The sequence below is a fragment of the Specibacter sp. RAF43 genome (assembly GCF_052114065.1).
Taxonomy (GTDB): Bacteria; Actinomycetota; Actinomycetes; order Actinomycetales; family Micrococcaceae; genus Specibacter.
In genome coordinates this window covers 1-505 of sequence record NZ_JBFREA010000069.1, presented here as the reverse complement: position 1 = coordinate 505, position 505 = coordinate 1, and the positions used below count along the sequence as shown (strand labels likewise).

At 35.5% G+C, this 505-nt stretch carries 1 pseudogene; it reads right to left on the bottom strand.

The window, feature by feature from the left end:
• Positions 1-505 (bottom strand): annotated as a pseudogene (locus tag AB4Y80_RS16920) (IS110-like element ISSep2 family transposase); the annotation flags it as partial.

The window sequence follows — 505 nt, the reverse complement described above, 5'->3', positions numbered from 1 at the left end:
GAATGTCTATCGACAYTAGGATAGCTTTCTTGAGCAATCACCCTTAATTGAAGTGCATATTTTGTAGCTTTATCCATTGACATTCCCTTATCTGTAGAATTGAATATATGTGTAATCAGTACCTCCTTGTCGATATCAAGAACCATGTCTGGATGAGTAAAGATTTCTGCGATGTTGAGTGCAATGATTGAATATCGACTACTAAACAATCTTTCTAAACCAGGGAATGTTTGATGGAGTAATTCAAGGATCTGAAATTTAAGTCGATTTTGTTCATTCTCGATTTCTAGATGAAAACGGACGCGTTCTCTTAATTCAAAGAATATTAACTCATGTATAGGTAAGCTGTCTGTTTGTTTAAGCGTCGGTCCTAAACAAGCAAGCTTATGAGCATCTGCCTGATCAGTTTTCCATGATCTTAGAGCGCTCGTTTTAAATTTGGCTTCTAACGGATTCATTTGAATATAGTTAATTTGATTTACACAACAAAATCGTTCCATACCTC